Here is an 801-nt window from a genome sequence, read left to right as displayed (position 1 = left end):
CCCCGGCGGGTACGGGTTCCGGGAGCGGTGCTCCCGGCGTCGGGGAGCTGTGGTCAGGTGCTCCATTTCTGGGCGGGGTTGCCCGAACAGTGCAACAACTGCAGCGCCGCCCCGCTGTTCCGGTTGGCGCCGGCGATGTCGACACACATGCCGACGACGGTGTTGACCAGATCGTGGGCGCCGTTCAGGGCGAACTTCTGGGCGGCGTTGCCGTTGCACCAGGCGATCTGGAGGGGGGTGCCGTCGCTGAAGTTGGCGTTGGCCACGTCAAGGACCAGGCCCTTGATTCGGCTGGTGCCGTCGGAGTCGAACTGGTACTTCTGCGCGGGGGCGCCTGTGCAGTCCCACACGGTCAGGGCCTTGCCGTGGCTGAAGTCGTGGACCGGTACGTCGATGCAGCGGCCCGAGAGGTGGCTGCGGAAGGAGACCGGCCCGCTGAACGTGACGGCGGGAGCGGCGGCCGTCGCGGGCTGCTTCTTGGCGGCGTCGGACTTCTTCTCCGCGCTCTCCTTCTTCGGCTGCGCCTTCGGTTCGGCGGCCTTCTTCGGCGCGTCCTCGGCCTTCTCCGGCACCGGCACCTTCTCCACCGGCTTCTCCTTCACCGGCTCCTCGGCGGCCTTCGTCTTCTCCACGGCCGGAGAGGTGGTCTCGGCCGGGGTCACGGCGAAGTCACCCGGCGCCTCCGGACCGCTCCCGTCGAGCACGGTCCCCGCGGCGGCGACCGACGTTCGCTCCGGGCCCTTGTCGTCGTTCCCGACGAGTATCAGGAAGGGCACCGACACGAGCAGCGCCCCCGCCACC

General features: G+C 70.0%; 1 protein-coding gene. It reads right to left on the bottom strand.

The window, feature by feature from the left end; genetic code table 11:
* Positions 1-53: 53 nt before the first annotated feature.
* Positions 54-801 (bottom strand): RICIN domain-containing protein (locus tag D8M29_RS13120; protein WP_174233386.1); only part of this gene is annotated, 748 nt, incomplete at its 5' end.

Origin of the sequence: Micrococcus sp. HSID17227 (assembly GCF_003989405.1) — a bacterium.
Lineage (GTDB): Bacteria > Actinomycetota > Actinomycetes > Actinomycetales > Micrococcaceae > Micrococcus > Micrococcus luteus.
This window is presented reverse-complemented; position numbering and strand designations above follow the sequence as displayed.